The following is a 25,471-nucleotide window of genomic DNA, read 5'->3' as shown; positions in this document are numbered from 1 at the left end:
GGGGTGGTGTGGGGGGGGGGGGGGGCGAGGGGGGGGGCGGCCATCGAAACCCGGCCCTTCTTTCCCACTTTCTTTTTTCTGTTTGCCCCCCCCCCCCCCCCCCCCCGGTATGGCTTGATGTTGACATGCAACAATATGCTTGCATATAAAAAGGCAATGAATCACTTGCATGTCAAATAGCAATGGACGCCGACCAGCTCAACCTTGTGTTCAAGGCGATCGCCGATCCGACACGGCGGCGGTTGATGGATCGATTGTCCGTACGACCGAACCAGTCACTGCTCGAGCTCTGCGCTGCCGCGGTGGCCAAGGGCCAGACGCCGATGTCCCGCCAGGCGGTCAGTCAACATCTCGACGTGCTGGAACGTGCCGGATTGATCGCAGTCACCTGGGCCGGCCGGACAAAGCTGCATACGCTGGACCTGACGCCGCTGCGCGCGGCTGGAGAGGCGTGGCTGGAGAAGCATTTGGGAAAAGGACCAGAGACATGAAAATCTACGTGACGAGCGTTTTCGTCGACGATCAGAGCAAGGCACTGGAATTCTATCGGGACAGGCTGGGCTTCCAGGTGAAGCACGATCTGGATCTGGGCGATGGCAATCGCTGGTTGACAGTGGTCTCGCCAGAAAACCCGGAGGGCACCGAATTGCTGCTGGAGCCGAGCGAGCATCCGGCTGTGGGGCCGTTCAAGGCCGCATTGGTTGCCGACGGTATTCCCGCCACGTCGTTCATGGTGGATGATATTGTCGCCGAGGTTTCGCGGCTCAAGGACCAGGGCGTGCAATTCACCGTAGATCCGATGGATGCGGGCGCGGTTATGATGGCCGTGTTCGATGATAGCTGCGGGAATCTGATCCAGATTGTGCAGCTCAAATAGCGCGGGCGAAAGACGCACAAAAGCCCGGTCGGTGACCGGGCTTTTGTGAGGGGTGGCTGGCCGCTTAGTTCACGCGGCTGGACCAGTCGTCGACTTCCTTGCGGACATCGTCCTTGGTCTTGCCGTAGCGCTCCTGAAGCTTGCCTTCGAGCTGCTCGCGGTTGCCGTTGATCTGGGCGATATCGTCATCGGTCAGCTTGCCCCACTGTTCCTTGGCCTTGCCAGAGAACTGCTTCCAACTGCCTTCGATGCGGTTCCAGTCCATTTTCATCTCCTTGATGGTGTGACAGACCAACGCCTGACTCGCGTGCCCGTTCCCACAAAGTGATCCCTTCAGGGTGCAGGGCGGCGGCGGCGGGCGCCGAGGCGATCGAGCAGAAGGCCGATCAGTACGGCGAGCAGGATAGCCAAAACCATGCCCAGCAGCGGTTGGCTGCGAAACCATTGGCCGGCGAGATATCCCATGGTGACGTTATAGGCGGCCCAGACCACACCGGCGATGAGGCAGAAGGGGGCAAAACGGGCATAGGCAAAGCCAGTGCTGCCAGCGGTAAGGTTGACGGCCAGACGGGCAAAGGGAATGAAGCGGGCGGTGAGCACCACCATACCGGCACGCGGACCCAAGCGGCGGCTGGCCCAGCGCAGCAGGCGCGCCAGGGGGCGAAAGCGGGTGGATTGAAGGCGGCGAACGCCGACAAGACGGCCCAATGCGTAGGTCAGGCTGTCGCCCAGCATGGCTCCGAGCGAGGCGGTCAGCAGCAGCAGGACAATGTCAGGGACAGCATTGGAAGCGGCGAGGGCCGCCAGACCGACGACGACCACTTCACTGGGAAAGACGGGAAACACCCCGTCGAGCACGACCAGCAACAACGCCACCAGATAGACCCAGGGCGAGGTCGCAAGAGGCAGGACGAGATCGTTGAGAATGTCCATATGGGCCGCTGATTTGCACGTCGAGGCGCGCAAAATAACAGCCTGTTGGAACAGCTCTGTGACGACCACGGCCTGATCCTCAGGCGGCGCGGGCGGCCTGTTGGGTGTCGAGCGCGGCCAGGATGTCGCTGATCCGGTAGGGCTTGGGTAGAAACAGGGCGCCGGGGGGCAATTGGGCCCGTGTCGGCCGGACACCGCCGGACACGACGATGATGGGCAGGCCGGGCCGGGCCTGAGCGGCGAGGCGCGCCAGGGCCAGCCCATCGGGGCCGTCGCCAAGTTCGATATCGGTAACCAGAGCGTCGATGCGGGCGTCGATCAGGCGCGCAGCAGTTCGGGCGCTGCCGGCCGTCAGGACATGGTGGCCGCGTTCGGTCAATTGATCCGCCAGATCGAGCAGCAGGAGCGGCTGGTCTTCAACGGCCAGAATACGCAAAGCGTTGGACATTTGTTTGGCCTCCATACGCGGCTACAGTGAAAGCGTGGAAGAGGAAGCGCCGGCGTGGCGGATCGTTGCATGCGGAGGACGCATGGCTGATCACATGGTTAGGATTTGGTTCAAATTGGATGGATTGGCGGCGTGCGGACGACATCGGGTCTGGATATTGCCTTAAGGATTTTCCCATAGGCTGGGCGGCACGAAAGGGGAGTGCCGTGGCCGAACGCGAAGTGGTGTATCTGTCCGAAGTGGTGGGCGCGCTCAGCTTTGCGCTCGATATTACCGAGGGGCAGCCGGTGGGGCATAGCCTGAGATGCTGCTGGATCGGCATGCATCTGGGCATGAGGTTGGGACTGAGCCAGGCCGAGCTTTCGGATCTCTATTATACGCTGCTGCTCAAGGATATCGGATGCAGCTCGAATGCGGCGCGGATCTGCCAGCTCTATCTGGCCGATGATCTGAGCTTCAAAAGCAACTACAAGGTGGTCGACACCAAGCTGCCTGAAATCCTGCGCTTTCTGATTGCCAATACCGGCCGCAAGTCAGGCTTTGTCGAGCGGCTGCAGACGCTGGTGCATATTGCGCGCAATGGCGGGGAAATCTCCAAGGAACTGATCGAGACGCGATGCCAGCGGGGCGCGGTGATCGCCCGGTCGATGCGGTTTTCCGAGGCCGTGGCGCAGGGTATTCTCGATCTCGACGAGCACTGGGACGGCAGCGGGCAGCCGGTGAAACTGGAAGGCGAAGAGATTTCGCTGTTCGCGCGCATTGCGTTGCTGGCGCAGGTGGTGGACGTGTTCTTCATGCGCGGCGGAGCCGAGGCGGCATTGGCCGAGGTGACCGAGCGCTCCGGGCGCTGGTTCGATCCGCAATTGGTGATCCTGCTGGCCGGGATGAAGGACGATGCCGGGTTCTGGCAGGCCATGCTCAGCAATGACCTGCATGAGCGCGTGATGGAGCTCGAGCCGCGGGCGCTGACGCGGGCGGTGGATGAGGACTATCTGGACGACATCGCGGCCGGCTTTGCGCAGGTGGTCGACGCCAAAAGCCCGTTTACGGCCGGCCACAGTGACCGGGTGGCGCTGTTCACCGACCTGATCGCGGAGGAAATGGGCTATGCGCCCGAGCGGCGGCGCTGGCTTAAGCGCGCGGCGTTGCTGCACGATATCGGCAAGCTGGGCGTTTCCAACAGCGTGCTCGACAAGAACGGCAAGCCGGATGATGACGAGTGGGCCGAAATCAAACGGCACCCCGAGCTGGGGCGGGTGATTCTCTCCAAGATCGCAGCATTCCACGACATGGCGCGGATTGCCGGGGACCACCACGAAAAGCTCAATGGCCGGGGCTATCCGCATGGCATCAAGGCGGACGCAATCGATCTGGACACCCGCATTGTCACCGTGGCCGATATTTTCGACGCGCTGACGGCGGACCGGCCCTATCGCAAGGCGATGCCGGTGTCGGCAGCATTCGAAATCATGGAAAAGGAAGTAGGTACCGGGCTCGACACGGATGTGTTTGCAGCGTTGCGGCGTGGCTTTGTGCGGCTTGAAGACGTGGCGGAGGGGGAACGCGCGGCTTAGGGGAAGGGGACCCCCACCTAGCCTCCCCCTGAAAGGGGGAGGGACGTATCGCGTTCGTCTGGAATTCTACAGCCTGGACCGATAAAGCCCGACGCGGATGCCGCCGTGCAGGACAGGTGGCATTGGCGGGTCAAAGCCGAGGCCGGTCGCCTGCGCCAATTGCCGGTCGGCCGTGACGATGCCGACGCGCCAGCCGGAAAAGCGCGTCTTGAGAACCGTTCCGAGGGTACGGTGCAGTCCGATGAGCGGGCCCTTTTCGCCCACGCGGGTGCCATAGGGTGGATTAACGATCACCAGGCCCGGCGGACCCTCGGGCGGGGTCAGGTCTTCGATGGATTGCTGGGCGAAACCGGTGCAGTTCGAAATACCGGCACGGGCAGCGTTTTCCGATGCCATGCGGATGGCGCCGGGATCGCGGTCGAAGCCAAGGAAGCGCGTAGTTGTCGGGGTTGGGGCGGCAGGTGTGCGCAGCTCTGCCCAAGCTTTGGCGTTAAAACCGGGAAGCTGTTCGAAGGCGAAGTTTCGGCCGCGTCCGGGCTGCAGGCCAAGGGCGATTTCGGCGGCCTCAATGACGAAGGTGCCCGAGCCGCACATCGGGTCGAGCACTGGTTCGGCGCCAGTATAGCCGCATTGTGCGAGGAACATCGCGGCCATGGTTTCGCGCATTGGGGCCTTAGCGACGCCCTCCTTGAAGCCGCGCTTGTGCAGGGACTCGCCGGAGGTGTCGATACTGATGGTCACGAGGTCGTCCTCGATGCGGACCATAATGCGCAAGGCGGCGTCTTCGGCGATGGGCGCGCCCAACTCGTCGCGGATGGCGGTGGCGACGCGCTGGGCCGCAGCGCCGGCATGATAAATGCGCGAGCGCTTGCAACTGGCCTCGACATGGACGGGCACATCGGGACGGAGGAGTTCGGACCAGGGAAGCTTGCGCGCGCGCTTGTCGAGCTGGGCCAGATGCATGGCGCGGAAGGAGGCGATGCGTGCCAGAACGCGGGTGGCGCCGCGCAGCATCAGATTGGCACGCCAGACATCGGGCCAGGAGCCGGGAAAGGTCACCCCGCCATCGATGATTTTCGCATCGATGAAGCCAGCTGCGCGTGCTTCATCGGCGAGCGGGGCGTCGAGACCGGGGGTGGCGACCAGGAAGATATCAAATGGGGGCGTGTTCATGGGCGAGCAGTAGCTGTGGGCGCTTGGGCTGGCAAGTTCTGCGGTGGGGAGGGTTACGCTCGGCGTGATCTATGCTTATATCGGTGAAAGGCGATGGACCACGCGCCGTAATTTCAGGACACTGTCGAAAGAGTTGTAGTGATGAGCGAATATGTGCCGCCCAAAGTCTGGACCTGGGACAAGGAGAACGGGGGTGCCTTTGCCAGCACCAACAGGCCGATCGCCGGGCCGACACATGACCAGGAGCTTCCGCGCGGCGAGCATCCCATCCAGCTCTATTCATTGGCAACCCCCAATGGACAGAAGGTCACGATCATGCTCGAGGAGCTGCTGGCAGCCGGGCATGACGCTGAATATGACGCCTATCTGATCAATATCGGCAAGGGTGATCAGTTCGGGTCGGGTTTTGTGTCGGTAAATCCGAACTCAAAGATCCCCGCGATGATGGACTATGGTCCGAAAGAGCCGATCCGGCTGTTTGAGAGCGGCTCGATGCTGGTCTATCTTGCGGACAAGTTCGATGCATTCCTGTCCAAGGATGTGGCAAAGCGGGCCGAAACGATGAACTGGCTGTTCTGGCAGATGGGCAGTGCGCCGTTCCTCGGCGGCGGCTTCGGGCATTTCTATGCCTACGCGCCCATCAAGCTCGAATATCCGATCAATCGCTATGCGATGGAAGCCAAGCGCCAGCTCGACGTTCTGGATAGGGAGTTGGCGGACAGGGAGTTCATATCGGGGAGCGAGTACACCATCGCCGACATGGCGATTTTCCCGTGGTACGGCAACATGGTGCTGGGCCGGGCTTATAATGCGGCTGAATTCCTTGATGTGGGCACCTATAAGAATGTCATTCGCTGGGCCGAGCAGATCGATGCGCGCGAGCCGGTAAAGCGCGGGCGCTGTGTCAATTCCGGCGGTGGACCGGAAGACGAGCAATTGCACGAGCGGCACTCGGCGGCCGATGTCGACAAGGTTGTGGCGCTACGCAAGGAGCGCGGGACGGTCTAGCGCCGGTTTCGCCTTGGGATTTGAAGTCACCTCCGTCTGACGGAGGTGACTTAGCATCGCCGGAGTGCGTTCAATTGTTGATGGCGATAATGCCCCATTGGGTGGCAGCACAATCGTCGTCCAGACACATATTGCTGATCCACACTGCGCCATTGCCGACGCCGACACCTTCTGAGGTGACAATGAGGTCTGCCACATCCTGGTTGAGGAACGCCTGCTGCGTGTCGAACGAGACCAGCATGTCGAAATTGTCAGCAAGGTCCTGTTCTTCAAGCACGTCGTAGGTTTCGCCGTTGGCATTCACCACCAGCGGGAAAAAGGCATATTGCCCCCACGTGACAGGGTCGCCGAACATGACGGCATCTTGAAGCAAAGAGAAGACCTCGAAGAACCCATCGGCATTGCCATGGATGGACTCGATGTGGGCGTATACGTCCTCTTCTGACTGGGCGGCGGCAGCGGGTGCCAACAGCAGGACGGCAAGGAACGCAAGAGCGGGGCGCAGGAACATTGTGGTCTCGCAGGGGTCAAAATTTGCCGCGACGTAGCAGCGGTCCAATTCAGTCTACATGCACGGCGTGGTGGCGGGAATACACCCCCTGTTAAGCGTAACCGGACCATTATGTGGGCTGTCGGGGGCGCGTTTTTTGCCCTCCTGCCCTGTTTGTATTGAGTTTGAGTAAGCCCTATGCGTCTGATTATCGGTATCGTCGTCGTCTTTGCCTGCGTGTTTGGTGGCTATGCGGCGATGGGCGGCAAGCTCTACGTGTTGTGGCAGCCTTTTGAATTCGTGATCATTCTGGGCGCAGCGATCGGTGCTTTCATCATCGCAAACGGGGCACCGGTGCTCAAGGCGGTGCCATCCATGTTCGGTACGATGCTCAAGGGGCCGAAATACAATAAGGCGGCTTATGTGGAACTGCTGGGTCTGCAGTTCTCGATGTACAAGCTGATCCAGCAGAAGGGCATTTTGGGGATCGAGCCGCATATCGAGGACCCGCATAATTCCACTCTGTTCAACGCCTTCCCGACATTTGCCAAGAACCACCACGCGGTGGAGTTCGTGTGCGACTACATGCGCATGGTGACTATGGGGTCCAACAATGTGCATGAGATGGATGCGCTGATGGACGAGGAGCTGGAAACGCACCATCAGGAGCAGGAACGGATCGTTTCTGCCATGCAGGCGGTCGCTGACGGCACGCCCGCACTGGGCATCGTGGCCGCCGTGCTGGGCGTGATCAAGACCATGGGCGCTATCTCGGAGCCGCCCGAAGTGCTGGGGCACCTGATCGGTGGCGCGCTGGTTGGTACCTTCTTCGGCGTATTTGTCGCCTATGGCTTTTTTGGTCCCATGGCCCAGTCACTCAAGAGCACATATGAGGCCGAGTCCAAATACTTCCTCTCGCTCAAGGTGGGCCTGTTGGCCCATATCGGCGGCCAGCCGCCGGTGATGGCGATTGAATTCGCGCGCAAGGCCTTGATGAGCGATGTGCGCCCGAGCTTTGCTGAAGTTGAAGCTGCCACCGCCGCGCTGCCGGCAACGACCTGATAGCCTGAACGGGGGCAGCCAGAATGGCGAATTACGACCAGCCTATCATCATCAAGAAGGTCAAGAAGGCCGCCCATGCTCATCATGGCGGGGCGTGGAAGATTGCCTATGCCGACTTCGTGACGGCGATGATGGCATTCTTCCTCTTGATGTGGCTGATCAGCATGACGACGCCTGAGCAGAAGGAAGGCCTCGCCAATTATTTCGCGCCCGCATCTCTTAGTACGACCACGAGCGGCGCTGGCGGCGTGATGGGTGGCAGTGCGATGGACAATTCGGGCAACCAGATGTCAGGCTCCTCTGCCGACATCATCGAGGACCGACCAGCTTCGCCGCAAAGCTCGGACCAGGGTACCACCGATACCCATATCGGCGGCGCGGCGCGCCAGCAGGGCAGCGAGCAACGCGCCAGCAGCGACAGTGAATTCAACCTGCAATCGCTTGAAGCACAGGCGTTCCACAGTGCGGCGGCGAGCATCAAGCAGGCCTGGCAGTCGCTGCCCGAAGTGACCCCATTCCTGGACAATCTGCTTGTCGAGCAGACCGAGGAGGGACTGGATATCCAGATCGTTGACCAGCAGGGCCGCCCCATGTTCCCAGAGGGGTCGAAATATCCGCTGGAGCCGACCCGTGCAGCGATCGCGGCGATTGGTCCGATCCTGCAGCAACTCAATGCGCAGGTGACAATATCGGGCCATACCGCGGCGGGCGGGCGCTACGACAATCCGCGCTACGGACCCTGGGAACTGTCGGCGGACCGCGCCAATGTGGTGCGCTCGATCCTGGGCGAATTCGGCATGAGCGACGATCGCTTCAAGGCCGTAGCCGGGCGGGCGACGGGTGAACCGTTCTTTCCCAACGATCCCTATATGGCCGCCAATGAGCGCGTTCGGATCACTGTGGTGCATACGCCGCCGCCAGTGCCGGCGGGGCTTGAATTCTAGACTGCACTAGACGCGTCATACTCTGTTAACCCTGTTCTTGGGTGTGCACGGATACGGCTTCACTGCGAGCGCAATTAGCAGAGTCAGTTAATTAGTTCAGCGCAAGCTTAGACGGTGGTTCCATGGAGTTTTTACATGCGAAATCTGGCGCGTCTGGCAGTTGTGGTGCTGACACTTCTTTCAACTTCCGTTCTTGTGATTGCTCAGGAATGGACAGTAGTTCGGTTGCGCGGCGATGCCCAGCATTATGACGGGCGCGAGTGGCATCCGTTGGCGATTGGTGACACCGTAAGGCGGTCCCATCACGTCCGCACCCTGCACAATGGACGAATGGAACTTGTTCGCGGAAATGAATCAATCGATCTGGGCCCCGGAACATTTCTTGCAATTCACGAGGCGCAGGGCCGTAAACTCACCAATGTGGAGCACCATCTTGGGAGCGTCGTCATCTCCGCCGACAAACGTAATGTGGAGCATTTTCAGGTTACCACGCCGGTACTCGCCGCCGTTGTGAAGGGTACGCGGTTTTCGGTCCGCCTTGCGAATGGTCGCGCATTGGTCGATGTCGATAGCGGCGTCGTTCAGGTTCAAGACACCAGCAATAATGTGATCGCAAACGTCGTTGTCGGTCAATCGGCCTCCGCTGGAGCTGACAGACCTCTTCAGGTCAGTGGGCCGGGTTCCGTCAACACGGTGTATCTCGTAAACGGGCAGGCTGTTGTCGGGGCAAACGCGGCCGCTCAGGCGGCGGGCTTCGATCCTGCGCCAGATCCAGGCTCGACCTTCCAATCTCTAGCCCAGGGGGAGCCCAACAGGTCCGTCGAAGCCGTTGTGTCCCCGCCGCCGTCAAACGGCGGTAGTGGCGCTGGCGCGGGTGGAGGAGGCGCTGGCGTGGGTGGCGGCGACGATGACGACGATGATGATGACGACGATGATGATGACTGACATGAGCTGACGCATGTCTCCAATTGTATTGTTCTTTCGAGATACCTGTTAACCGCAACGGTAGAAGTATCTGCACTTCCGGATCGGCATTCGAGAAAAGTAGGATGCGGTTAAAGGGTTTGGGTGAGGAATAAACCTCAAAGCGGCATTGGTCCGCGCCGGAGGAAGTTCATGTATCTCGGAAAATCCATAATAGTCGCATTTTCGTTGCTCTGTACCGGTTCGGCCGCATTGGCCGAAGAATGGATCGCCGAGCGCTTGCGGGGCACCGTCATGCAACTTGAGCGCAACACCTGGGTGGCTCTGGAGCGCGGCGATGTGGTGCCTGACGGCGGCAAGGTGCGCACGGCCGCAAATGGACGGCTGGAACTGGTGCGCGGCCAGGAGAGTATTGCGCTGGGCCCAAATACCCAGATCGCGGTGCGCGACGCAGCAGGACAGAAAATGACCAGCGTCATTCAAAGCAGCGGCGTTGTGACGATTGAAGCCGAGAAACGAAATGTGCAGCATTTCTCCGTGCAGACCCCAATCCTCGCGGCGATAGTCAAGGGGACGCAGTTCACGGTGACCTACAGCAATGGGTTAGCCACAGTAGATGTGGCGAGCGGGGTCGTGCAGGTACAGGACAGCGTTCACGACATGGTCGTGGACGTGACGCGTGGGCAGTCAGCCGCCGCGAGCCTGACGCGACCGCTTGATGTCAGCGGTCCGGGTGCGGACAAGGTGGTGTTTCTGATTGAAGGCGCAGCGGTGCCGGCGGCAGCGCGCGATGCGGTGCTGCGTGGTGACCTCGCGGGTGCGGTGGCCAATGTCGGAGCGACATCAGGCGGGACCAATGCGGCCGTCGGGGCTGCTGTCAGCGGCGGAACGGCCAATGTATCTGCCGGAGCGTCGGCAGGCGGTGGCATCGTAAACGTATCTGCCGGAGCGTCGACAGGCGGTGGCAGCGGTAACGTTTCGGTGGGAACCTCAGCAGGTGGCGCAAGCGTCGGGGCAGGCGCCTCGACGGGTAGTGGGTCTGTTGGGGTCAGTGTAGGCGTGGGTGGTGGAAGTTCGAGCGGCAGCAGCAGTTCGGGAAGCACTGCCACTGTTGACGCTGGCATCGTTGAGGTTGGCGTTAGCCTGAGCGGGCTGGGCCTCTAGCTGATAAGCTGTTGTCTGTGCGGCTGTGAAAGCAGCTTGCACAGATTCTCCCCCGAGATTGGGCGGCTGAAATAGTAGCCCTGCCCATAAGTGCAGCCCATCTCCGTGAGTAAACGAGCGGTGGGCTCGTCCTCGACACCCTCGGCAATGGTGTGCTTGTCCATCTTGGAGGAAAGCTCGATGATCGCCGCCAAAAGCCGGTGATCTTCGGCCGAAGTGCGGTCGCGCACGAAGCTCTGGTCGATCTTGACCAGATCGAAGGGCAGGTCGCGGAAATAGCTGAGTGACGAATAGCCGGTGCCGAAATCGTCGATCGCGAGGCGCACGCCCAGATCGCGCAATTGCCACATTACTGCGTGGACGCGACCGGGATCGGTGACCCGGCTGCTTTCGGTAATTTCCAGTTCCAGACGTGAGGCTGGCAGGCCCGAGCTGCGCAGGGCGTTCGCTACAGTCGCGGCCAGATCGACATGCTGAAACTGGATCGGCGATACGTTGACAGCCACCGTAATCGGGCTTGGCCAGGCGGCTGCCTGCTGGCAGGCCTCAAAGAGGATCCAACGCCCCAGATCGACGATCAGGCCGGTTTCTTCAGCAAGTGGAATGAACTCGGCGGGAGAGACCGGGCCAAGTTCGGGGTGGTCCCAACGCATCAGGGCTTCGGCGCCGATGACGTTGCGGGATTTGAGATCGACCTGGGGCTGGAAGTTCAACCGAAGCTGATTGCGGCCCAGGGCCCGGCGCAAATCGCGATCGAGCTGGCGTTGACGGTCCAGGATCGACTGATCCGCGGGGCTGAAGCTTCGGGTCTGGAGCCGGTCGGCGCGGGCCTGGATCAATGCAATCTCTGCCTGGTTGAGCAGTTCTGAGCGAGTGCCCGCGCCGCTGGCATAACCCACCACGACCTCGATGTGCAGATGGTGACCGTCAGCTTGGTATTCGCCCGAAAGGCTCGTTCTGAGCTGGGCGGCTGTGCGGGCCAGTCCGTCCGCATCGCCATCATCGCCGCGCAGCAAGGCGAATGTCGCGGGGGCGGTGCGCGCAACCTCGGCGAACCCGGCATGCCCCAAGCGGTGGGCAAACTGGTGCAGCACAGCTTCGACCACATCGTGGCCCAGCGTCACGCGCAGTTCGTCTGTGGCCTGAACCTGCAGCAGCAGGAGCACTTGCGGCACCAGCGTGCGGGGCAACTCCATCAACCCCTGCTGGGAGAGCAGGCCGGTCGCGGCGTCATGGGTGGCCAGAAAACGCAAACGGTCCTGCGCGGCACGGCGGGCGAGGAGATGATCGTAGCCATTGTCGGCCAAGGCCAGGCCAAACAGGATGACCAGACCAACATGCAGGCTGGCGGTGCTGACCAGCAGGCTGAGCTGGGCGTAGGCAACAAGTGCCATGGCCTCACCGAGAAAAGACGTCATTGCCAGGACAGCGAAAACGGTCGGTACATTGGCCCGGCGTGGGCGGAAGAGCAGCAGAAGCGCGAGGGCGGAGACGATCAGAACGCCGGGCAGGTGGCCCCAATTGGCCAGGATCCGCCCAGCCTTGAGAGTTTCCAGAGCCAAAGCCTGAAGCACCGGCCCGGCTATCACGCCATACCGAGGAACAGTGAAGAAGTCGCGCAACTCGATGGCACTGGCCCCGACGATGATCTGCTTGCCCGAGAGCATGGACGGGTCGACGCGACCGTAGAGCACATCCGTGAAGCTGAGGCGCGGCAGATCGGCCAGGTTCAGGCTGAAGTCGACCTCGAGGATTTCTGGCAAGGGGGACTGATTGCGGGCAAGCTGAACCGCCAGAGCGGGAATAGTGCCGTATTCATCGGTGGCTGAAACAGGCAGGCTGCGCGCCGTTGCAGTCAGCGGGTCCAGCAGCACATTAACCAGAACCGAGCCGGCGCTGGCTGCGAATTCGGGCAGGGGGCGGGAAAAATGGAGGTGACCATCTGCTCCGGTCTGGGCAAATGCCGCCAGCCAGGCATAGCCGCCTGCCCGTTCCAGGGCCGCGGTGAACTGGGCGTCGTCGAACGGATCGCGGCTGCTTGAAAAGTCGATATCGAAGACCACTTCGTCGGCGCCTGCGGCCATGAGACGGTCCAGCAGGGTGGCGTGCAGGCTGCGCGGCCAGGGCCAGATGCCGATTTCGGCCAGACTTTGGCTGTCGATCTCAACGACGACGGTCGTCTCGCTGACCGGTCGGGACGTGGCGGCCAACCGCCAATCGTCCAAGCGGCGGTCGAGCGAGGCCAGCATGCCAGACTGGGTCAAACCCAGCAGCACCAGTATTGCAACAATGGCAGCGGTCCATCTCAGAAGGTGCCGCAACAGTAATCTCCCCGGCCAAAGGGTAGATTAGCCTGGCCGCTCCTCACATCCGGTTAAGACCGGATATTTCGTGCATTCATGCTGGAACGGAGCAAGAGCGGCGACGTTTGCAAGATGAACCAGACGGAAGGCAAAGATATCCAATGCTGCAACTCTTGCTCATTCTCGTCGTCGTCGCGCTTGTTGCCGGCATGTTGGGATTTTCCGGGCTAGCCGGGGCGGCGGCAACCCTCGCCAAGATCGTTGCCGGCATCATGCTCATCGGGATCGTCATTATCCTGATCATGGCGATGATGGGCCTGGCGATCCTGTTTTAGGGCAGGCTGCAACAGCTCCCGTTGCTGCCAGATGCCGAACTGATCAGCCCGGTCGCGGAGCCAACAGGCGAGCAATTCCAAGCACCAGCAAGGCCAGAACTGCCGGGCCGATGGCGAGGGACAGGCCTGCGGCCCAGAGCGCGCCAGTACCGGCCCAGAGGATGGATGAAAAGGCCTCGCAGAGGGTTGCCGCTCGCGAGGCGACCTGGCGACGGCGGAACATAGAGCGCTTGGCGGTGACGCGAAACCAGAGCTGAATGGTAGTTGAGGCAGCTGCGGCGGCGGCCGCGCAAGCTGCGGTGACGAGCGCCATGGGCCAGGCGGCAAGGCCGATCATGAGCAGAAGCGGCGCCATGACCAGGGTAATGATGGCCAGCACGGCCTCGATCTTGGCGCGCAATATTGTAGCCGGGCTGAGGGGCGCGGTTGCCACCAGATCATGTGCGTCCTCGCCTGAAATGGCGAGCCAGGCAAGGCCACCGGCAAGCTGGCCGCAGGCCATGACCAGCACCGGCACGATGACAATGAACGTGCCATCGCCCGATGATGCGCCATAATTGATCCAGAGCAGCAGGGCGGGCGGCACGAGATAGAGCAATTGCATCAGGGTTTGCGAGAGCAGCCAGGGGTCGCGCTGGAGCAGCAAGAATTCCTTGCGGCGCAGGGCCTGGCGCTGGCTGGCCGGGCGGAAGGCGCGTTTGTGCGGACGGCGCTGGCCGCGGACATGATTGAGCCCGGCGGCGGCGTTGGCCAGGCGGCCATAGCTGGGGGCGATGAGGGCCGCTGTTGCCACAAGCGCGACGAGTGACAAGGCAATCAGCAGCAGGGCCGGCATAGGTTCGCCCAAGGCCGCGCGGGCGGGTAGCCATAGCAGGCTGTCGGAAGCAGGCGCGGCGGCGATAATGGCGTCGGACTGGAAAAAGGCCAGCCGCGAAAAGCCTTCGTGGGAGAGAATGGCGGCGGCCTGAATGCCAATGACAAAGCCGGCGCCGACAATGCCGGCGACGATCTGGGCAATCAGGCGTGTGCGGCGCGGGCCGGTGAGGCGGAACAGCAGGCGGGTGACAGCCATGGCGATGGCGACAGAGAATGCGGCCAGGGCGATGATAACCAGGAAGGCCGAGAACCAGCGCGGACCGTCCTGCAGAACGAGGGCTATGACCAGGGGGCTGACGAGAAGAAGCCCGAGAGCGGTCGTTGAGACAAAGACCGCGCCGGCACGGACGGCAAAAAGGCGCGCACTGGAGGCCGGCGAAGACAGGATCAGGTCGAGATCGGACCGTCCATAATAAACCCTGGTGACCGCTTCGAGCGCCTGGGACAGGGTGACGGTCCAGAACAGCAGGCCCATACCCGAGATCATCACCAGTGCTTGCTTGTCGATGACGATGCCCGCCTCGACCCAGGGCCGGACCGCGAACCAGGCGATAAGTAGCATGATGCCGAAGACTGTGCCGCCCCCCGCGATCCAGCCAAAAAGGCGCATGCGGCGGCCGCCTGTCATCATGGCCACCGTGTCACGCCAGGCGAGCCGGAATTCATGCGCAGCAAGCCAGGGCAGGGAGGCAGGGGTGAGGGTCACGCGGCGTCCTGTTTTGACAGGCTGTCTTCGGCCGCGCCCTGGGCAACCAGATCGAGAAAGATTTCCTCGAGCGTGGTTTCACGGCCGATACGGGTGCGCAGCTCCTCAAGCGTGCCTTCGGCGATCAGGCGGCCTTCGGCAATGACCCCAATGCGTTCGGCCATGCGCTCGGCGACTTCGAGAATATGGGTGGTCATTATGACGGTGACGCCTGCGGACGTCTTGGTGCGCAGGACATCCTTGACCTGTCGGGCCGACCCGGCATCCAGGCCCGTCAGCGGCTCGTCGAGAATGATGAGATCGGGGTCATGTACGAGGGCACCGGCCAGGGCAACCTTTTGCAGCATGCCTTTGGAGAAGCCGCCGCAAAGCTCATTGGCATGTGGCGAGAGGCCGAGCCAATCGATCAGTTCGTGCGCCGATTGGCGGGCGCGGGTCGGGTCGACCTGCCAGAGGCCAGCAACGAAGTCGAGATATTCGAGAGGGGTGAGGCGGTCATAGACCATGGGCTCATCTGACACCCAGGCCATGCGACGCTTGGCGGATACCGGATCGGCCAGGGCATCGATGCCGAGAATGGAGATACTTCCCGCGTCGGGTTTGAGCAAGCCTGCCACCATGCGCAAGATGGTGGTCTTGCCGGCCCCATTGGGGCCGAGCAGGGCGTAGAATTCGCCGGCTCCGATCATCAGGTCGACACCCTTTACGACCGGGCGTTCGAAGGCTTTGGTGAGGCCGGAAATGGAAAGGGCGGCGGGCATGGCGGCTCCTGTTGGTCTGGAAACGCTAGCCTGGCTGCCCTTTCGGTCAAGTGAATGGCAATCGTTAACGGAATGGAACAGCCATCGGGGAGCGGCGCGTCGGCATTGCCGAACGCGGCTACGCAATCTCGGGTGAAGGGGTGGTTCGGTGGTGGCTGTTTCTTGTCATTGCAGCCCTACCGCATCCACCTGGCCTGAGCGGCAATCGGAATCGGTCGGGTTGGCAGCCATCATCAGGGCGCCGAAATCGTCGGGGCCAGTGATTTTGCCCGTCAGGTTGATCTGCAACTCGGTGATCAATGTACGATTGCCGTCGCGCACGCACCGCATGGCGATGCGCTCGCCGCTCCCGGCACCAAATGACGAGTCGAAGGCATCGCGCACCTGAGCAAGGGTAATGCGCTTGCCGATGTTGCGGGCAAAGAGTTCAGCGACTTGAGAGGTATTCAGGGCAAGCATCAAATCCAGGGAGTCGGCGAAGTATTCGCCCTGGTCGGTGCCATAGCAGGTGCCATGCTTGGTCCATTCGTGCCGGTCGAGCCCGGACTGGCTGCCGGGCATGACTTCATCCAGGTCGCGCCGTTGGGCGATGGTGAGATCGAGCAGGGGCAGATCACGCCAACGACCGTCGCGGCTGGCCCAGATGTCGCGCTCGGGGACCCCGCAATATTCATTGCTGCGCGGCTGCGGCCAGAGGCCATGCAAGGTGAAGTGGGTGGCTTCGAAACTGTTCTCGCGCTGGTTCCGGCATTCGATGGTGCGGGAGGCTGTCTCGCAAAAGGCGGGCTGCCAATTGACGGCCAGCACGTATTGGGTGCCGCGATAGGCCTGTTGAGGCGAGGCCGTTTTGTCTGCCGCCGGCAGGGCGACGTCGGTGGTGCCGCAATTGATCTCTACCCAGCGGCGCGCAGGTTCTGCGCCGGGAATGATGAGCCGAAGATGGGTGGCCGGCGTGTTGTTGGCGGCGACGAGCTCATAGGAATCGCCGGGGGAGAGGGCGACACCACCGGGATTGGTCTGGCGGTTGATCGACTGAAAAGCCGGGCAGGCTGCTCCTGCGGTGAACGTACCAGACAGTGGAACCTCTGCCAGTGCCGGTGACGCGGCGAACAGTACAGATGCGAGAGCGAGTTGCTTTAGCATGTTTCATCTCCGGGGCTTTTTGTGCCGGTTGAGCATGCCGGAACCGCCAGGCTGCCAGCGCCGTTCTCCTGCCATAGCCAAAGGAGGCATGGAATGTCTGAACCTGATCGTGAAACTGTAGTTGTCGACCGAGGCGGGAGCGGCGCTGGAATGATCGTCGGTATCATTGTGGTGCTGGCGCTGCTGGCCATCGGCTACCTGGTCTTTTTCAATGGCGACGGCTCTGGTGGGGGCACTGTCGATCTCGACGTTCCCGCCGTGAGTGTCGATGTGACGCCGGACGGACAGTAGAAGCGGCTGCTGACCAGATAATAACGGGCGTCCCAGTGGGACGCCCGCGTTTTTTGTGCACGACCTAGAGTGTGATGCGGTAGATGCCGAAGCCGGCTTCGTCGGTTTCCCCGGTCGCTTCGATGCTGACGGCGGTGACATCGGCCACCTTGTCAGCAGCTTTCGGGCCGGTGGCAAAGAGCACGGTCGTGTCGCCAATCGGGGCGAGCGACCAATTGCTGTCTGCCTTGGGGTTGATGGTGCCGTTTTCGATGATGAAACGGACGATGATGTCCCGGTTGGTATCCGGGCCGATGAAGATGATATTCTCGGCACCGGTGCCCGGGAAGGAGCCACCACCGCCGGCGCGGTAGTTGTTCGAAGCGATGACGAATTTGGCCTCCGGATCGATCGGCGCCCCGTCAAACATCAGGTCGACAATACGATTGGCGTCGGGATTGATCTCTTCCTTGCCGTCGGAAGAATATTTAGAGGGCTGGGTGAGGTCGATCTTGTAGGTGACGCCGTCGATCACGTCGAAATTGTAAGACGGGAAATCCGGATTGATCAGATCGGCATCGGTGGCGCCGGCTTCAATCTGGTTGAAGATGCCGGCCGAACGTTCGAGCCAGTTCTTCACATCCGCGCCGGTGACGACCAGGGCCTGGATCGTGTTGGGGTAGAGATAAAGGTCAGCCACGTTCTTGATGGCGACCGGACCGACCGGCACGTCGGTGTAGTAGTCCGGGCCGCCACGGCCGCCGGCCTTGAATGGAGCAGCAGCCGACAGGATCGGCAGGCTTTCCCATTCGGTGCCCTTCATCATCTGCTCAATGTACCAGGACTGGGCCTGGGAGACGATCTGTACCGATGGGTCATCGGCGACCAGGGCGAAATAGGAGTGCAGGGGAGCGGCCGTTTCCCCAACCGGGCGGCGGATGTAATCGAGCGTTTCCTGATGCTCTTCGGCAACCGAGGCTTCGACCTCAGGCTCGGATTCCACCGTGGGGATGTTCTCGCGCTCGACGCGTTCGAAAATCGGGCGCGCTTCGGAGGTGTGGGATACCACGGCCCACTTGCCTGCCGCATCGACTTCGAGCAGCAGATCGACCAGGCCCATGTGTGAGCCCCAGAAACCGGGCATCACCGCCGGCTTGCCGTTGAGGGTGCCAGCTTCGATATCAGCGCCGGGCACGTCGGCGTAGTCAGGGCCCGGGAAGACGCGGTGGTGATGGCCGGTCAGGACGACGTCGACGCCCTCGACGGCAGCAAGCTGCAGCGAGGCGTTTTCCATACCCGGGACGTATTCGCTGCCATCGATGCCCGAATGGGAAAGGGCGACGACAATGTCGGCACCTTCTTCGCGCATCTTGGGAACCCAGGCCTCGGCGGTCTCGACGATGTCGCGCACGGCGACCTTGCCAGTCAGGTGGGTGGCATCCCAGGTCATGATCTGCGGCGGCAGGAAGCCGATGACACCGATCCTGACCGTGTGGGTGGCGCCTGAGCCGTCGGTCAGTTCTTTTTCAAAGATGCGGTAGGGCTCGAGATAGGTGTCGTCTTCAAGCGGGTTGTCGCCCAACTCGGTGCCGCGCACCAGATTGGCCGAGACCAGCGGGAAGTTGGCGCCTTCAAGCGCGCGGTCGAGGAATTCCAGGCCGTAGTTGAATTCGTGATTGCCGAGGGTGGCCGCGTCATAGCCCAGCGTGTTGAGCGCGGCGACGGCGGGGTGAATGTCGCCCTGATCAAGGCCCTTTTCATAGGCCATGTAATCGCCCATCGGGTTGCCCTGGATCAGGTCGCCATTGTCGAACAGCACGGCATTGCCGGCCTCGGCGCGGATCTGTTCGATGATGGCAGCGGTGCGCGCCAGACCCATGGTGTCGTTGGGGGCGTCGGCATAATAGTCGTAAGGCAGGATGGCGACGTGAATGTCCGTCGTTTCCATGATGCGCAGATGGGCCTGGTTGGCCTGCGCCATGACTGCGAAGGGGTGCATGGCGACCATGGCGCCCACACTGGCCGAACCGGCCAGGAAGCTGCGCCGAGAAATGGCTGGGAAGAAGTTCATTTGATCGTCTCCAATGAAGTGCCGCTTTGCCGGGGGCGTGCTCCCGGCGGCCGGTTTTCGACCGGTTCTTGGCGCTTCCCCGTCCACGGGGAGCAGACCGCTCATGCCTTGCGCAAATGACGCGCGCATGACGGCTGGATGGAGACGCTATGAAGTTTTTACCGGTTGGTCAATTTATGACAGTTTGATGACGGTGAAATGGATGCCACGGGTGCGTATTCCTCCCCAGCTTGCGGGGGAGGGGGACCACGCGTAGCGTGGTGGAGGGGGGAGCGGCTGCGGGGAGGCATGGTTGCGAGCACCAGATTTCATCCGGCAGCGCGCCAAATCGCTTAGACGGGCCATGACTGGTCCGGAGCGGACGCTGTGGTCATTGCTTCGGCGGGATCAATTCAAGCTGCACTTTCGTCGGCAGCATCCGGTCGGCCCATTCATCCTCGACTTCCATTGTGCCAAGGCCAAGCTTTGTGTCGAGATCGATGGTCCGATGCACGCAGAGCGGGTGGAATACAATCGACGCAGGACCGCCTGGCTTGAGAGAGAGGGAATTCGTGTGCTCAAGTTTACCACTGAAGACGTGGAGCATCGGTCTGCGGCAGTTGTAGTGGCCATTGTGCGTACGGCCGCCCCCTCCACCGCCTGACGGCTGTCCCCCTCCCCCGCAAGCGGGAGAGGACAGAAAGAGCTACCGTACCAGTTTCGGATCCACCAAGGCGCCCTTGTGGCCGATGACGATGCCGGCGGTACGGTGGGCTGCCTCGGCGGCTTCGCGCAAGTTCTTGCCCGTGAGGCGGGCGGAGAGATAGGCGCCGTTGAAGCTGTCGCCGGCGCCGGTGGCGTCGACCACATTGGTGACTGGGGGCGGGGCGATGCGGACGCGCTCGTTGGCCGTGGCGATCAGCGCTTCCTTGCTGCCGTCCTTGACCACGACTTCCTCGACGCCGAGTTCGAGATAGCGGTCGGCGGTGTCGTCGATGGTCTTGTCGCCGAAAAGGGGTGCCTCATCGGTATGGGTGGGCAGAACGATGTCGCAGAGGCTCGCGGCGGCGGTGAGGACGCCAGCCATGACGCGGGGCGAGGACCAGAGGGCGGGCCTGAGATTGGTATCGAAGGCGATTCTGGCACCATTGTCGCGCGCCTTGACGATGGCGCCGAGCAGGCGCCCGCGGGCGCGGGGGGCGAGAATGGCCAGGGTAATGCCGGAGAAATAGACCAGTTCGGCGCCTTCGACGGCATTGGCGAGAGCGGATTTGTCGTCGGCCAGAAGTTTTGCAGCGGAGCTGTCGCGCCAATAGGTGAAGTGCCGGTCGCCCTTTTCCTGGTGGATCATGTAGAGGCCAGGACGGCGATCATGAATGGTCTGGATGTGGTTGGTGCCGATGCCGTTGTCGTCGAGGAAGGCGCGGATATCGCTTGAGTAGCGGTCCTGACCGAGAGCGGTGACGTAGTCGACCGACCAGTCCTGATCAAGCAGGGCGCGGAGGTACCAGGCGGTGTTGAGCGTGTCCCCGGCATAGCCGAGACGATAGGTGCGGTCTTCACCGCCGCTCATCTCGATCATGCATTCCCCGATTGAGACGATGCGTTTGGCCACGGATATCCTCCTGAACTTCAATCGGGTTATGCCGGTGTGGGCTTGCTCCGGCAAGGGCTTACCACTAAAGAGGCTCTATCTTGCGCCAAACTTCCATACAAGATGGAAGCCGCATGTCTCGAGGAGATTTTCCGTGTCCAGCCCGCGCCTCAACACAGCCAGCCTTGCCACACTCGCCAAGGGCACGAAAGTGCCTGGCTATGACCGGGCCAAGGTGACACCGGGAATCGTGCATCTGGGGATCGGGGCATTTCACCGGGCGCATATGGCGGTTTATGTCGACGATCTGCTGGGCCAGGACCCGAGCTGGGGCATTATCGGGGCAAGCCTTCGCCGGCCCGACACCAAGGAGGCGCTGGAGCCGCAGGACGGGCTCTATACAATTGCCGTGCGCGACGCCGAGGGCACGCATCCGCGGGTGATCGGTTCCATCCTTTCGGTGATGGACGCCAACACGCAACGCGAGGAATTGCTATCGCTTATGGCAGACCCAGCGATCCGCATCGTTTCGCTGACGGTGACGGAAAAAGGCTATTGCCATGACCCGGCGACCGGGGAGTTGGACCAGAAGCATTCCGACATCGTACACGATCTGGCCAACCCGACCGCGCCGAAATCGGCGCCGGGCATGCTGGTGGAGGCGCTGGCGCGGCGCAAGGCAGCGGGCGTGGCTCCATTTACGGTGATGAGTTGCGATAATCTGCCGAGCAATGGCGAGACAGCCAAGCGGATCGTTACGGCCTATGCAACGCTGCGCGATGCGGAATTGGGCGAGTGGGTGAAGTCTGTTGCCTTTCCCTCGACCATGGTGGATCGCATCGTGCCCTCTACGACCGATGCCGATCGTGACGAAGTGGCCGGATTGCTCGGGGCGGAGGATGCCTGGCCGATCATGACCGAGCCGTTCACCCAATGGGTGATCGAAGATGATTTCCCGTTGGGCCGTCCTGAATTCGAGACGGTGGGCGCGCAATTGGTCGAGGATGTCGAGCCGTTCGAGCTGATGAAGCTGCGCATGCTAAATGGTTCTCATTCGACCATGGCCTATGCCGGTTATCTGGGTGGCTATGAATACATCGCCGAAGTGATGGGCGATCCGGCCTATGTGAAGCTGATCCACGGGCTTATGACCGAGGAAGCCATGCCGACCCTGGATATGCCAGGCGTCGATCTGGGTGCCTATCGTGATCAGTTGCTGGAGCGGTTTGGCAATCCTGCATTGAAGCACCGGACCTGGCAGATTGCCATGGATGGCAGCCAGAAACTGCCGCAGCGTCTATTGGGTACGATCCGTGACCGGTTGAAAGCGGGGCAGGGGTTCAAGCGGCTGGCTCTCGGGGTGGCGGCCTGGATCCGCTATGTCACCGGCGTGGCCGAGGACGGCGGCGAGATCGATGTACGCGATCCGCTGGCGCTCAAAATGCATGCGATTGCCGCTGATGCCGGGGACGACGCAGAGGCACTGTTCGATGGGCTGGTCGGGCTGAGCGAAGTGTTTGGGGCCGATCTGGCGGCGAATGCGGAATTCCGCGCAGTGGTCGTCGGGCATCTGGAGAGCCTGTTCGACGAAGGTGCCCGGGCGACGGTGGCAAAGGCGGCGGGGTAGCCCCTCCCAGCTTTGCCAGGGCCTTTCGGATCAATCGCACTCACCTCCCCCTTGCAGGGGGAAGTGGGCTTTGCGTTCATCGGCATAGCCCGCGTGGAACGAGTTCCCCCGCACTCCACTTACTGCTAGCGTCCATGAAAATGTGAAAGGCGCGCGACGATGAAGTGGCGGGGTCGGGAGCGCAGCTCCAATATCGAGGATCGACGCGGCCGGCGCAGCGGCGGGCTGGGTGGCCTGGGCGGTCTGGGGCGCAGCGGCGGCATTCGCATTCCGACCGGCGGGCGTGGTTCGCGCGGCGGGATTTCGGGGCTGATCGGCATTGTGGTGGTGCTGGGGATCATCTGGTTCGCCACCGGGCAGAATCCGCTGGACATGCTGACCGGCGGATCGGGCAGTGTGCCGAGCGCCGGCGCAACTTCGCGGCAGCTTCCAGCGGAGGGACAAGACGAGCTGGCCGACTTCGTCGGCGTGGTGGTCAAGGAAACCGAGGATCTATGGAATGAACAGTTTGCCGCCATCGGGGAAGACTTTCCCGAGCCGGTAGTGGTGCTGTTTACCGATGCGGTGAACACAGCCTGCGGAGCAGCGGACAGCTCGGTGGGGCCGTTCTACTGTCCGGGGGACAGCAAGGTTTATATCGACCTTTCCTTCTATGACCAGTTGCACCGCCAGTTCGGGGCGCCGGGCGATTTTGCCCAGGCCTATGTGCTGGCCCATGAAGTGGGGCACCACATCCAGAACCTGACCGGGGTGTTGCCTGAGTTCAACCGGGTTCGGCAGTCGATGGGGCAGGAAGAGGCCAATGCGTGGTCGGTGCGGGTGGAATTGCAGGCCGATTGCTATGCCGGGGTCTGGGCCAATTATGCGGGGCAGGAAAACCTGCTCGATAGCGGCGATATCGAGGAAGCGCTGAACGCGGCCAACCAGATCGGCGACGACACGCTGCAAAGGCGCATGCAGGGCTTTGCAGTGCCCAAGACGTTCAATCATGGGACTTCGGCGCAGCGGCAGGAGTGGTTTGCGCGTGGGTATCAGTCGGGCAATCCGGGGGATTGCGATACGTTTTCGGGGAATGTGTAGCCGAACCAGCGACGGGGCTTGCGCGTTGCATGGGCTAAACGGAGGCGCACATGCAAGGCAATCTGGCTGGAGTTACACTGGAGCATTTCGCCGATGGCGGCGCGATCCCCAATACCGCGCTACCGACGGTGATCTACAAGGCAGCGGTTTCATCGCCCTCGGCGGAGGCCCTGGAGGCGCTGTTCGACGTCAATGGCTGGCCAAGCGCCTGGCGCTGGAGCGTGTATGACTACCATCATTATCACTCAAACACCCACGAGTGCCTGGGCGTGGCGCAGGGCCATGCACGGCTGCAACTGGGCGGGCCTGAGGGACGAGAGTTTTCGGTTTCGGCAGGAGATGTGATCGTGCTGCCGGCCGGAACGGGACACAAGAAATTGGAGGCGAGCGACGATTTTCTCGTCGTGGGTGCCTATCCGCCAGGGTTCAGTGCCGACCTGATGCGAGGAGAGGTGGGCGAGCGGCCCGGGGCGGATGAACGGATCGCGCAGGTGCCATTGCCAAAAAGCGATCCGGTCGGCGGGCAAGGCGGCCCGGTGCTGGAAAAATGGGGCTAACCCTGAGCGTGAAGCGAACTCAACCGGGCGCGATCCCTTGAGTATGCTCAGCGAGTGGAGCGATATCATGGACAAACATCAGAAGACCGGTCCGGCGCAGCCTGACGAAATCGAGCGGCCCCGCGAAGATAGCGGCCCGTCGCAGTCCAGGGACCAGCAGGAAACAGGCGAGCGGAGTGAACCTGACCGCGAGTCCAACGGTCCGCGTAGCGTCAGTTCGCATGGCGATAGCGACAACTAAAGCCTAAGCAGATGCCGGGCGGCGGACAGCGCGATAACCGCGCCGCCCTCAACAATAACTTTGTTCAGGAACGTACCGCGAGAGTCTCGGAATGAGGCCCTGAATGAATCAGGCCGCATCGCCCGCCGCAACGTATTCCGGCTTCTCTGGCAGGCCCTTCTGCTTGCGCACCTGATTGAGGAAGCGCGTGAACAGATAGTGGCTGTCCTTGGGGCCAGGACTGGCTTCGGGGTGGTACTGCACCGAGAAGATCGGCTTGCCATCCACGGCCAGGCCCGCATTGGAGCCGTCGAACAAGGACACATGGGTCTGGGTGACGCCAGCGGGCAGGCTGTCGGCATCCACAGCGAAACCGTGGTTCATCGAGGTGATCTCGACCTTGCCTGTGGTCAGGTCCTTGACCGGATGATTGGCGCCATGATGGCCCTGATGCATCTTGGAGGTCTTGCCGCCAAGGGCCAGGCCCATGAGCTGGTGACCAAGGCAGATGCCGAACATGGGCTTGCCGGTTTCCATCAGCTTCTGGATGGTGGGGACGGCATATTTGCCGGTCTCGGCCGGATCGCCAGGTCCGTTGGAGAGGAAGACTGCATCGGGATTATGGGCCAGGATATCGGCCGCGCTGGCGGTGGCGGGCACGACGGTGACCTTGGCACCCTGATCGGCGAGGCAGCGCAGAATGTTGCGCTTGGCACCGTAGTCGATGGCCACGACGTGAAACTCTGGGTTCTCCAGCGTACCGTAGCCGACATTCCACTGCCAGCCGGTCTGGTCCCAGTGATAGGTCTGGGCGGTGGTGACTTCCTTGGCGAGGTCGAGACCTTCGAGGCCCGGAAAGGCCTTGAGTTCGGCGGCAATCGAGCCTTCGTCGAACTGGCCGGTCGGCTCATGGGCGATGACGCCGTTGGGCATGCCCTTTTCGCGGATCAGCGCGGTCAGGGCGCGGGTGTCGATGCCGGCGATGCCGATGATGTTGCGCTTCTTGAGCCAGGCGTCGAGTTTTTCGGCAGCGCGGTAGTTGGACGGATTGGTGATGTCGGCCTTGAGCACAACGCCGCGCACGCCCGAAAGGGCGGCCATGTTCACCGTCTCGATGTCTTCGTCATTGGTGCCGACATTACCGATATGGGGGAAGGTGAAGGTGATGATCTGCCCGGCATAGGATGGGTCGGTGAGGACTTCCTGATAGCCGGTCATGGCGGTGTTGAAACACACTTCACCGGCGGCATGGCCGACAGCGCCGAGGCCGAAACCTTCCAGGCGGGTGCCGTCTGCCAGAATCAGAACTGCGGTCGCGGGGGTCTGCTGCCAGCCGGTCACTTTGGATCTCC

Annotated in this window: 27 protein-coding genes; 15 read left to right on the top strand and 12 right to left on the bottom strand. The window is 61.9% G+C overall.

Going from position 1 to position 25,471, the window contains the following annotated elements; all coding sequences use genetic code 11:
- Nucleotides 1-182 precede the first annotated feature (182 nt).
- Complete coding sequence (locus GO014_RS18300) at nt 183-491, top strand: ArsR/SmtB family transcription factor (protein WP_157291732.1); 309 nt, start codon at nt 183-185, stop codon at nt 489-491.
- Nucleotides 488-877: a VOC family protein gene (locus GO014_RS18295; RefSeq protein ID WP_157291731.1), complete on the top strand. Its 390-nt coding sequence runs from the start codon at nt 488-490 to the stop codon at nt 875-877. Before GO014_RS18300 ends, GO014_RS18295 begins: the two co-directional genes overlap by 4 nt.
- A 64-nt stretch (nt 878-941) precedes the next feature.
- Here the strand turns inward: GO014_RS18295 and GO014_RS18290 are convergent, their stop codons facing one another.
- From GO014_RS18290 to GO014_RS18280, 3 genes are all read right to left on the bottom strand, one after another.
- Nucleotides 942-1,142 (bottom strand): CsbD family protein, encoded by a 201-nt coding sequence (locus tag GO014_RS18290; RefSeq protein WP_116589189.1) that lies wholly within the window; start codon nt 1,140-1,142, stop codon nt 942-944.
- 68 nt (nt 1,143-1,210) lie between these two features.
- Nucleotides 1,211-1,879, bottom strand: coding sequence for a VTT domain-containing protein (locus GO014_RS18285; RefSeq protein WP_157291730.1), 669 nt, complete (start codon nt 1,877-1,879; stop codon nt 1,211-1,213).
- Between the two features lie 10 nt (nt 1,880-1,889).
- Nucleotides 1,890-2,258: a response regulator gene (locus GO014_RS18280; protein ID WP_157291729.1), complete on the bottom strand. Its 369-nt coding sequence runs from the start codon at nt 2,256-2,258 to the stop codon at nt 1,890-1,892.
- A 206-nt stretch (nt 2,259-2,464) separates the two neighbouring features.
- Between GO014_RS18280 and GO014_RS18275 the strand changes: the two genes are divergently transcribed.
- Nucleotides 2,465-3,832 carry an HD-GYP domain-containing protein gene (locus GO014_RS18275; RefSeq protein WP_343031014.1) on the top strand — a complete coding sequence of 456 codons (1,368 nt, stop codon included), beginning with the start codon at nt 2,465-2,467 and terminating at the stop codon, nt 3,830-3,832.
- Between the two features lie 66 nt (nt 3,833-3,898).
- On the opposite strand, the gene GO014_RS18270 is transcribed toward GO014_RS18275, so the two are convergent.
- Nucleotides 3,899-5,005, bottom strand: coding sequence for a THUMP domain-containing class I SAM-dependent RNA methyltransferase (locus GO014_RS18270; protein ID WP_157291727.1), 1,107 nt, complete (start codon nt 5,003-5,005; stop codon nt 3,899-3,901).
- 141 nt (nt 5,006-5,146) lie between these two features.
- Here GO014_RS18270 and yghU point away from each other — a divergent pair, with 141 nt between their 5' ends.
- A complete protein-coding gene (yghU, locus tag GO014_RS18265; RefSeq protein ID WP_157291726.1) occupies nt 5,147-6,013 on the top strand; it encodes a glutathione-dependent disulfide-bond oxidoreductase in 867 nt (288 codons plus the stop codon).
- A gap of 70 nt (nt 6,014-6,083) precedes the next feature.
- On the opposite strand, the gene GO014_RS18260 is transcribed toward yghU, so the two are convergent.
- Nucleotides 6,084-6,524, bottom strand: a complete 441-nt coding sequence (locus GO014_RS18260; protein WP_157291725.1) for a hypothetical protein — start codon at nt 6,522-6,524, stop codon at nt 6,084-6,086.
- A gap of 177 nt (nt 6,525-6,701) precedes the next feature.
- Between GO014_RS18260 and motA the strand changes: the two genes are divergently transcribed.
- The 4 genes from motA to GO014_RS18240 all read left to right on the top strand — a co-directional run bounded on the left by motA (nt 6,702) and on the right by GO014_RS18240 (nt 10,597).
- Nucleotides 6,702-7,565, top strand: a complete 864-nt coding sequence (motA, locus tag GO014_RS18255) for a flagellar motor stator protein MotA (protein WP_116589064.1) — start codon at nt 6,702-6,704, stop codon at nt 7,563-7,565.
- A gap of 23 nt (nt 7,566-7,588) precedes the next feature.
- Nucleotides 7,589-8,509: a flagellar motor protein MotB gene (locus GO014_RS18250; protein ID WP_116589065.1), complete on the top strand. Its 921-nt coding sequence runs from the start codon at nt 7,589-7,591 to the stop codon at nt 8,507-8,509.
- A gap of 135 nt (nt 8,510-8,644) precedes the next feature.
- Nucleotides 8,645-9,454, top strand: coding sequence for a FecR domain-containing protein (locus tag GO014_RS18245; protein ID WP_157291724.1), 810 nt, complete (start codon nt 8,645-8,647; stop codon nt 9,452-9,454).
- A 171-nt stretch (nt 9,455-9,625) separates the two neighbouring features.
- Nucleotides 9,626-10,597 carry a FecR family protein gene (locus tag GO014_RS18240; RefSeq protein WP_157291723.1) on the top strand — a complete coding sequence of 324 codons (972 nt, stop codon included), beginning with the start codon at nt 9,626-9,628 and terminating at the stop codon, nt 10,595-10,597.
- On the opposite strand, the gene GO014_RS18235 is transcribed toward GO014_RS18240, so the two are convergent.
- Entirely contained in the window at nt 10,594-12,918 is a 2,325-nt protein-coding gene (locus GO014_RS18235; protein ID WP_157291722.1) for a putative bifunctional diguanylate cyclase/phosphodiesterase, read from the bottom strand. The genes GO014_RS18240 and GO014_RS18235 overlap by 4 nt on opposite strands.
- A 143-nt stretch (nt 12,919-13,061) precedes the next feature.
- Between GO014_RS18235 and GO014_RS18230 the strand changes: the two genes are divergently transcribed.
- A complete protein-coding gene (locus GO014_RS18230; protein WP_104893707.1) occupies nt 13,062-13,235 on the top strand; it encodes a DUF1328 family protein in 174 nt (57 codons plus the stop codon).
- A 43-nt stretch (nt 13,236-13,278) separates the two neighbouring features.
- On the opposite strand, the gene GO014_RS18225 is transcribed toward GO014_RS18230, so the two are convergent.
- From GO014_RS18225 to GO014_RS18215, 3 genes are all read right to left on the bottom strand, one after another.
- Nucleotides 13,279-14,817, bottom strand: a complete 1,539-nt coding sequence (locus GO014_RS18225; protein ID WP_343031013.1) for a permease — start codon at nt 14,815-14,817, stop codon at nt 13,279-13,281.
- Nucleotides 14,814-15,578 (bottom strand): ABC transporter ATP-binding protein, encoded by a 765-nt coding sequence (locus tag GO014_RS18220; protein WP_157291721.1) that lies wholly within the window; start codon nt 15,576-15,578, stop codon nt 14,814-14,816. The genes GO014_RS18225 and GO014_RS18220 overlap by 4 nt, the downstream gene beginning before the upstream one ends.
- A gap of 165 nt (nt 15,579-15,743) precedes the next feature.
- Nucleotides 15,744-16,721: a ribonuclease T2 family protein gene (locus GO014_RS18215; RefSeq protein WP_157291720.1), complete on the bottom strand. Its 978-nt coding sequence runs from the start codon at nt 16,719-16,721 to the stop codon at nt 15,744-15,746.
- Nucleotides 16,722-16,814: 93 nt separating this feature from the next.
- Between GO014_RS18215 and GO014_RS18210 the strand changes: the two genes are divergently transcribed.
- The gene (locus tag GO014_RS18210; RefSeq protein WP_133244501.1) at nt 16,815-17,012 is read left to right on the top strand and encodes a hypothetical protein; all 198 of its coding nucleotides are present in this window, start codon (nt 16,815-16,817) and stop codon (nt 17,010-17,012) included.
- A 64-nt stretch (nt 17,013-17,076) separates the two neighbouring features.
- Here GO014_RS18210 and GO014_RS18205 read toward each other — a convergent pair whose 3' ends face one another.
- Complete coding sequence (locus GO014_RS18205; protein WP_157291719.1) at nt 17,077-19,062, bottom strand: bifunctional 2',3'-cyclic-nucleotide 2'-phosphodiesterase/3'-nucleotidase; 1,986 nt, start codon at nt 19,060-19,062, stop codon at nt 17,077-17,079.
- A 292-nt stretch (nt 19,063-19,354) separates the two neighbouring features.
- Here GO014_RS18205 and GO014_RS19685 point away from each other — a divergent pair, with 292 nt between their 5' ends.
- The gene (locus GO014_RS19685; RefSeq protein ID WP_157291718.1) at nt 19,355-19,705 is read left to right on the top strand and encodes an endonuclease domain-containing protein; all 351 of its coding nucleotides are present in this window, start codon (nt 19,355-19,357) and stop codon (nt 19,703-19,705) included.
- Between the two features lie 42 nt (nt 19,706-19,747).
- Here the strand turns inward: GO014_RS19685 and GO014_RS18195 are convergent, their stop codons facing one another.
- A complete protein-coding gene (locus GO014_RS18195) occupies nt 19,748-20,656 on the bottom strand; it encodes a sugar kinase (protein ID WP_343031012.1) in 909 nt (302 codons plus the stop codon).
- Between the two features lie 133 nt (nt 20,657-20,789).
- Here GO014_RS18195 and GO014_RS18190 point away from each other — a divergent pair, with 133 nt between their 5' ends.
- The 4 genes from GO014_RS18190 (at nt 20,790) to GO014_RS18175 (ending at nt 24,140) form a co-directional block, all read left to right on the top strand.
- Nucleotides 20,790-22,262 (top strand): mannitol dehydrogenase family protein, encoded by a 1,473-nt coding sequence (locus GO014_RS18190; RefSeq protein WP_425482103.1) that lies wholly within the window; start codon nt 20,790-20,792, stop codon nt 22,260-22,262.
- Nucleotides 22,263-22,421: 159 nt separating this feature from the next.
- Nucleotides 22,422-23,342 carry a KPN_02809 family neutral zinc metallopeptidase gene (gene ypfJ, locus GO014_RS18185; protein WP_157291717.1) on the top strand — a complete coding sequence of 307 codons (921 nt, stop codon included), beginning with the start codon at nt 22,422-22,424 and terminating at the stop codon, nt 23,340-23,342.
- A 50-nt stretch (nt 23,343-23,392) separates the two neighbouring features.
- The gene (locus tag GO014_RS18180; protein ID WP_157291716.1) at nt 23,393-23,899 is read left to right on the top strand and encodes a cupin domain-containing protein; all 507 of its coding nucleotides are present in this window, start codon (nt 23,393-23,395) and stop codon (nt 23,897-23,899) included.
- 67 nt (nt 23,900-23,966) lie between these two features.
- On the top strand, nt 23,967-24,140 hold the full coding sequence (locus GO014_RS18175; RefSeq protein WP_157291715.1) for a hypothetical protein: 174 nt from the start codon (nt 23,967-23,969) through the stop codon (nt 24,138-24,140).
- A 108-nt stretch (nt 24,141-24,248) separates the two neighbouring features.
- Here the strand turns inward: GO014_RS18175 and carA are convergent, their stop codons facing one another.
- A complete protein-coding gene (carA, locus tag GO014_RS18170) occupies nt 24,249-25,460 on the bottom strand; it encodes a glutamine-hydrolyzing carbamoyl-phosphate synthase small subunit (RefSeq protein ID WP_343031011.1) in 1,212 nt (403 codons plus the stop codon).
- Nucleotides 25,461-25,471 lie beyond the last annotated feature (11 nt).

This window comes from Devosia marina (assembly GCF_009758415.1).
In the GTDB taxonomy this organism is placed as follows: Bacteria; Pseudomonadota; Alphaproteobacteria; order Rhizobiales; family Devosiaceae; genus Devosia; species Devosia marina.
Note: the sequence above shows the minus strand (reverse complement) of the source record. Positions and strands in the feature narration are given on the sequence as shown.

Bases quoted from the DNA above. Each gene is read 5' to 3' on its own strand.
- GO014_RS18300 (WP_157291732.1), top strand. From the start codon at position 183: ATGGACGCCGACCAGCTCAACCTTGTGTTCAAGGCGATCGCCGATCCG.
- GO014_RS18295 (WP_157291731.1), top strand. From the start codon at position 488: ATGAAAATCTACGTGACGAGCGTTTTCGTCGACGATCAGAGCAAGGCA.
- GO014_RS18290 (WP_116589189.1), bottom strand. From the start codon at position 1,142: ATGGACTGGAACCGCATCGAAGGCAGTTGGAAGCAGTTCTCTGGCAAG.
- GO014_RS18280 (WP_157291729.1), bottom strand. From the start codon at position 2,258: ATGTCCAACGCTTTGCGTATTCTGGCCGTTGAAGACCAGCCGCTCCTG.
- GO014_RS18270 (WP_157291727.1), bottom strand. From the start codon at position 5,005: ATGAACACGCCCCCATTTGATATCTTCCTGGTCGCCACCCCCGGTCTC.
- yghU (WP_157291726.1), top strand. From the start codon at position 5,147: ATGAGCGAATATGTGCCGCCCAAAGTCTGGACCTGGGACAAGGAGAAC.
- GO014_RS18260 (WP_157291725.1), bottom strand. From the start codon at position 6,524: ATGTTCCTGCGCCCCGCTCTTGCGTTCCTTGCCGTCCTGCTGTTGGCA.
- motA (WP_116589064.1), top strand. From the start codon at position 6,702: ATGCGTCTGATTATCGGTATCGTCGTCGTCTTTGCCTGCGTGTTTGGT.
- GO014_RS18250 (WP_116589065.1), top strand. From the start codon at position 7,589: ATGGCGAATTACGACCAGCCTATCATCATCAAGAAGGTCAAGAAGGCC.
- GO014_RS18245 (WP_157291724.1), top strand. From the start codon at position 8,645: ATGCGAAATCTGGCGCGTCTGGCAGTTGTGGTGCTGACACTTCTTTCA.
- GO014_RS18240 (WP_157291723.1), top strand. From the start codon at position 9,626: ATGTATCTCGGAAAATCCATAATAGTCGCATTTTCGTTGCTCTGTACC.
- GO014_RS18230 (WP_104893707.1), top strand. From the start codon at position 13,062: ATGCTGCAACTCTTGCTCATTCTCGTCGTCGTCGCGCTTGTTGCCGGC.
- GO014_RS18220 (WP_157291721.1), bottom strand. From the start codon at position 15,578: ATGCCCGCCGCCCTTTCCATTTCCGGCCTCACCAAAGCCTTCGAACGC.
- GO014_RS18215 (WP_157291720.1), bottom strand. From the start codon at position 16,721: ATGCTAAAGCAACTCGCTCTCGCATCTGTACTGTTCGCCGCGTCACCG.
- GO014_RS18210 (WP_133244501.1), top strand. From the start codon at position 16,815: ATGTCTGAACCTGATCGTGAAACTGTAGTTGTCGACCGAGGCGGGAGC.
- GO014_RS18205 (WP_157291719.1), bottom strand. From the start codon at position 19,062: ATGAACTTCTTCCCAGCCATTTCTCGGCGCAGCTTCCTGGCCGGTTCG.
- ypfJ (WP_157291717.1), top strand. From the start codon at position 22,422: ATGAAGTGGCGGGGTCGGGAGCGCAGCTCCAATATCGAGGATCGACGC.
- GO014_RS18180 (WP_157291716.1), top strand. From the start codon at position 23,393: ATGCAAGGCAATCTGGCTGGAGTTACACTGGAGCATTTCGCCGATGGC.
- GO014_RS18175 (WP_157291715.1), top strand. From the start codon at position 23,967: ATGGACAAACATCAGAAGACCGGTCCGGCGCAGCCTGACGAAATCGAG.